The organism is Aliivibrio sifiae (assembly GCF_002954705.1).
In the GTDB taxonomy this organism is placed as follows: domain Bacteria; phylum Pseudomonadota; class Gammaproteobacteria; order Enterobacterales; family Vibrionaceae; genus Aliivibrio; species Aliivibrio sifiae_A.
Map to the genome: position 1 here is coordinate 652,199 of NZ_MSCO01000002.1, position 6,000 is coordinate 658,198.

Here is a 6,000-nt window from a genome sequence, read left to right on the forward strand (position 1 = left end):
TAGTAACAATTGATTAAATTTTCCATTACAGTGCGATTACTTGGGATGGAAATCTCAAAATGTGAACCTTTATGACAAATCTTTGTCAGAATCCAGAGTGGTGTATTGTAATTCCATACTGTATAAAGGAGAATACATACATAACAACTGGTTGCATGAATAAAGGGTAAGCTGAACTTCGGTTAAAACAACGATTCTTAATTTTGAGAAGCAATTAACAGTCAGATTACGGTGTATGTTTATCGTGCAAATTCTTATAAAAAAATAATACAAATGGAGTTGAATCTTATAAATTAACCTTATGTTCTATTGAGTTAATTTTTATGATTGATTTCTTAATGGACTAATCACATTAGAAGAGCTTATTATGCCAAAAAGAAGTAAAGAAGATACTGAAATCACTATCCAAAAAATCATGGATGCGGTTATTGATCAACTATTACGCTTAGGCTATGACAAGATGTCATATACGACACTAAGCCAACAAACTGGCGTGTCAAGAACAGGTATCAGCCATCACTTTCCAAAGAAAACAGATTTTACCGCTGCATTAGATGGCCGTATTTTCCGTTTGTTTGCTGAACGTCTTGAAATGCAAGGTGATAAACAAGCGTTTATCGATAGCTGGATAGCTTCTTTAGAAGATGAACAATTCCGCGCAATTCTACGTCTTTTATTCCACCATATTGTTACTTCTGCAAATGCACATGAATTTGCAAGTAATGGTATTGAGCGTTTATACGGAATGGTTGAAGATTTATACGGCGAAGAAAGCCGTAAAGATCTAGAATGGCTAATAGGCCTATCTCTAATTCGTATGACGAAGTAATATTATTTACTTTTTTAAAAGCTTATCGATGCCCTCGATGAGCTTTTTTTTTGCATACTAAACCATTTAGAGTTTATACTCTATTAATTGGAGGGTTTATGCTAAAAATTTCACGAATATCTGCTTTATTTACAACATTACTTTCTTTGTCCGTGTGTGCTAAATCAGTTGATTTTGATAGTGCATGGCAAAATGTGCTCAAAAACCATAATGGTATTGCTGCCGAACGCGCTAATGTTCAACGTCAAGAAGCTTTAGCCTCTGGCACTTCTGATCTTAATCTTCCTTCTATTACCTTAAGTGCAAATTATACCTACTTAGATGATGACGTAACCGTTTCTGGCCAACAGCTTATAGATAGTACAGGTTCAAATTCCCCATTTCTCAGCCAATTAGTCGGTCCAGTAACATCAACTTTGACTGAGCGTGATATTTTTACGAGCTCAATACGTGCTATCTGGCCAATCTTTACTGGTGGTCGTATCTCTGCAGCAGAAAGTGCCGCGGAAGGGAAAACAGAAGAAGCTCGTAATAAATTATTAATGAAGCAACAAGCCTCTTATGAAGATCTGGCGAAGTATTACTTTAGTGTCGTTTTAACAAGTGAAGTTGTTAAAACCTACAGTGAAGTAGAGCAGGGTCTTGCAAAACATCGTGATAATGCAATTAAATTAGAACAACAAGGCCAAATAGCAAGAGTGGAACGTTTACAAGCTGAAGCTTCTTACGACAAAGCAAAGGTTGATTTACGTAAAGCAAAGCAAGATCGTGATATAGCAAACGCAGCGTTATTACGCATGTTACAAACTAGTGACGTTGTCACTCCAGAAACTGCTTTATTTATTAATAAAACGCTTCCACAGCTTAATTCATTTGTTGATAGCACATTAGATACTTACCCAGGTCTTGCATTGTTAGATGCCAAAGAAGTCCAAGCTAAGAGTTTAGTTAAAGCAGAGAAAGGTCGATATTACCCAGAAGTGTATCTGTATGGTAACTATAATCTATATGAGGGAGACAGCTTATCTGCAGAAATAGCTCCTGATTGGATGGTTGGTGTTGGTATGAATGTCCCGCTGTTAGATAACAAGGGCCGTTCAGAAAAAGTGGTTGCAGCTCATAGCGCGATTCAACAAGTTCAGTACTTGAAAAAACAAGCAAAACAAGATCTCTCTTTGCTGGTAGAAAAAACGTATAGAGAAGCGCTTCAAGCAATAGATGAGTATTATGGTTTAGCGTCTAGTATTGAATTAGCACAAGAAAATGTAACGTTACGTGAGAAGGCGTTTAAGCAAGGACTGTCTACGTCATTGGATGTCGTAGACGCAGAGCTATATTTAGCCAGTATTAAAACTCAGCGTTCATTAGCATCGTTTAATTATGTCATCTCACTGGTTAAATTGTTGGCATTAAGTAATCAAACCGATACGTTCGTTCAATATCAACTTCAAGCAAGACAAGGGTAATATAATGAGTTCACCAAAAAAGATTCTAGTTTCATGCGTTGTTATTGGTGTTATCGGGTGGGTAGGTTATAGCTTTTGGGCTGCATATCAACCTCGACCAGAATTACTTCAAGGTCAGATTGAAGCTGAACAATATAATATATCGTCTAAAGTCCCTGGTCGTATAGAAAACATATACGTTAAAAAAGGCGAGATGATTGAAAAAGGACAAGCCGTATTCTCATTATACAGTCCTGAAATTGAAGCTAAGCTAGCTCAAGCTAAAGCCGGAGAGGCTGCCGCAAGTGCGTTGGCAGAAGAAGCTGAACAAGGAGCGAGAACGCAACAAGTGGCAGCTGCAAAAGATCAGTGGCAAAAAGCAAAAGCAGCAAATAAGTTGCTTGAAAAAACCTATGCACGTGTAAATAACTTATATAAAGATGGTGTCGTTGCAGAGCAAAAGAAAGATGAGGCCTACACTCAATGGCAAGCATCAAAATATACAGAAAGTGCAGCTTATCAAATGTATCAAATGGCTAAAGAAGGTGCACGTTCTCAAACAAAACGTGCTGCTAATGAAAAAGTAAAAATGGCAATGGGGTCAGTTGCAGAAGTTGAAGCCTATGTCGCAGATACCAAAATTGATAGCTGGTACAACGGTGAAGTCACTCAAGTAATGCTTAACGCAGGTGAAATTGCACCCCAAGGATTTCCTGTTGTTAGTGTTATTGATATAAAACAAGCATGGGCTGTCTTTCATGTTCGTGAAGATAAGCTGAAAAATTACAAAAAAGATCAACAAATAGACGTTTATTTACCGGCCCTAGATCAAACCGTTCTCTTTACGATCACACATATTGCGGTGATGGGGGATTATGCAACGTGGCGTGCGACTGACAATAGCCAAGGCTTCGATTTAAAAACATTTGAGATTGAAGCGCACCCTGTTAATGAAATTCCTAATTTACGAGTAGGAATGAGTGCCATAGTTAAGCTTGATTAACTTTGTGTATCATCGGTTATAGTTGATTTTTTATGAAAGCATTCTGGCGTTCTTATTGCTCAAATCCGTGGCTAATTGCTGTTACTTTTGGCCTGCCATTAGTATTATCCTTGATTATTTGGTGGGTATTCTCTGCATCTGTTGTCCGAGAATTACCCATCGATGTGGTGGATCTTGATCAATCAAGTTTATCAAGAATGATCACTCGTGATTACGATGCGACCCCCACATTAGCTGTTCGCTCTGTTCAACCTAATACGTTGATAGCAAATCAAGCATTAAAGAATGGTGAAAATTATGGTTATATCGTAATTCCACGAGATTTTGAACGAGATGTTTTATTAGGAAAGAGTCCACAAGTATCCGGATTTTATAACGGGCAGTTTATTCTTATAGCAAAACAAATCAGTTCAGCGCTAATGCAAACGGACATGACGATTCAAGCGAAATTAGCGGCCGTTAAAACATTAAGTACGAAGAAATCAACGTGGACTCATGCAATCAATTCAGCAGTCCCGATCAAAGTCCAAGTAACGCCTCTATTCAATTTAGGCAGTAGTTATAATCAATTTTTGGTTTCCGCAATTTTACCTGCGATTTGGCAAATGGCTATTATTGTAGGGATGATTTGGGCAATGAAAAATGAAATGATGCTCAGTAATAAAAAAAATATCAGAGAATGGTTTGATTCACAAACGTTGAGCAGTATCGCGCAGTTTATCGCTGTGTATTTTATTATTGGGATGTCATTAGGGGCCGTTCTGTTTTACTTCTTGTATGGTATTTTACAGTTCCCATTTGATGCCCAAATAGGTACGTTTCTTATGACAATGAGTGCAATGACGTTCGCATGTATTAGTTTAGGTACTGCGATTGGTTATGGTACAAACGATATAGTCAAAGCGATGAGCATTTCTGGCGCTTATACTGCGCCTAGTTTTGCCTTTCTTGGGGTTACTTTTCCTGTTACGGACATGAATAGTTTAGCTACATTCTGGCACTCTATTTTACCGGCAAGTCATTTTGTTCGCTCTCAAATAGAACAAGCTAATTATGGCTATGTTTTTAATCAGACATTATCTCATGTTGGTATTCTTTTGTTATTTACATTGCCTTTAGTGCTGCTTATTTCGCGATTAAGGAAGTAGTTTATGTCATTTCTCACGTTAGTTAAAAATGAAGCAAAGGCTATTTTTAGTAATAGTACGATTGTACTCGCGATGATAGGTGGCGTGTTATTTTACGCATTTTTATACCCATTGCCTTATTTAAACCAAAGCCCTGAAGAGCAAAAAATCACCGTTGTCGACATGGATAAGTCAGACTTAAGTCGAAAATTTATTCGTATGGCCAATGAATCTCAACAACTTAATGTCGTTGAACAAGCTGAAAGCATAAATCAAGCAAAGCAACAATTTTTAGATAATACAGTGAGTGGCTTTCTCGTTATCCCTTACGACTTTTCAACTAAATTACAACTTGGCCAAGCACCAACGGTTGCTTATGCTGGTGATGCATCGTATTTTTTGATTTACGGAACAATTATTGAAGGTTTAATGAAAGCAGGGGGAACCCTTGCTGCTGAATATCGTGTCGCACACATGACGATTGATGGTACCCCCATTAATACAGCGATAAATACATTCCAACCTTTTAAATCAAATTATGTCCCCGTATTTAATCACAATATGGGTTACGTTCAATACGTCGTTCCTGCTGTTTTTGTATTAATTTTACAGCAGACATTACTAATGGCGGTTGGTATTCGACAAAAAGCGAGCAAGATGTCTGAAAACACGATCTCACATTTAATTGTACGTTTTGGTATCTTCTTATTTTCTGAATTAGTGTTGGCGTGTTTCTACTTTGGGGCTGTCTTTAATCATTATGATATTAGTCGCTTTGCCACCGCGTTAGAATTAATCGTTTTATTGATTCCATTTATCTCTGCTGTGATTCTATTAGGGATGTTGCTCGCTCGATGGTTACCAACACCAGAAAGTCTTTTATTGGTGGTTTTGTTTAGCTCTATGCCCATAGTCTTTAGTGCTGGATTCATTTGGCCGACGGAGCTTATTCCTAGTTTAATAACTGACTTAATGCATACATTACCAAGTGGCTTTGCGATTAATGGCTTTTTAACGTTAAATCAGCAAGGAGCTGGTTTATCGAGTGTACTTCTTAATATGAGCGCTCTTTATGGCTTATGCCTTCTTTATGCTCTTTTATTTTTTATCAGTAAACGAAATAAATCTTAATAATGATACTGAGTAACAGCATAATTTCACATCAAATTGAAGTGTCTCGATTTCATTTTTACTGAGCAGGAAACTGTAATCGAAGTTTGTTAGATTATCCCATAGTTGGACTAGGGATTTATATAATGAAAAAACAGATACTGGGATTGATTATTGCAGCAAGCTTTTTAGCGGGCTGTCAAAGTACATCCGAAGATGAAACAGCAGGTATTAAAGAAACACCGACAATTGAAAGTTTTGTTGATTATCACAATGAGGAATTAAATCAATTCATCACTAGTGATATGGGGAGCATTGCCCGATCTAATAACGAAATTATCCTTCTTCTTAATGGAGATAAAAGTTTCGATTCAGGCAGTATTACTATAAAAGAAGAAAGTAAAAATGTTTTATCAAACTTAGCTAAGTTATTAAAAGATAAACCGGAATCAGAAGTCTTTATTGCTGGGCATACTGATAGTCAAG

Annotated in this window: 6 protein-coding genes; all 6 read left to right on the forward strand. The window is 37.1% G+C overall.

Going from position 1 to position 6,000, the window contains the following annotated elements; translation table 11 throughout:
* The first annotated feature begins 367 nt into the window (after positions 1-367).
* Positions 368-829: a TetR/AcrR family transcriptional regulator gene (locus BTO22_RS13995; RefSeq protein ID WP_060993744.1), complete on the forward strand. Its 462-nt coding sequence runs from the start codon at positions 368-370 to the stop codon at positions 827-829.
* 98 nt (positions 830-927) lie between these two features.
* Positions 928-2,295, forward strand: coding sequence for a TolC family protein (locus tag BTO22_RS14000; protein WP_105056014.1), 1,368 nt, complete (start codon positions 928-930; stop codon positions 2,293-2,295).
* Between the two features lie 4 nt (positions 2,296-2,299).
* On the forward strand, positions 2,300-3,277 hold the full coding sequence (locus tag BTO22_RS14005; protein WP_105056015.1) for an HlyD family secretion protein: 978 nt from the start codon (positions 2,300-2,302) through the stop codon (positions 3,275-3,277).
* Between the two features lie 32 nt (positions 3,278-3,309).
* Entirely contained in the window at positions 3,310-4,425 is a 1,116-nt protein-coding gene (locus BTO22_RS14010; RefSeq protein WP_105056016.1) for an ABC transporter permease, read from the forward strand.
* A gap of 3 nt (positions 4,426-4,428) precedes the next feature.
* Positions 4,429-5,535 (forward strand): ABC transporter permease, encoded by a 1,107-nt coding sequence (locus BTO22_RS14015; protein ID WP_258132598.1) that lies wholly within the window; start codon positions 4,429-4,431, stop codon positions 5,533-5,535.
* 125 nt (positions 5,536-5,660) lie between these two features.
* A partial coding sequence (locus BTO22_RS14020; protein ID WP_181044657.1) for an OmpA family protein occupies positions 5,661-6,000 on the forward strand: 340 nt, incomplete at its 3' end.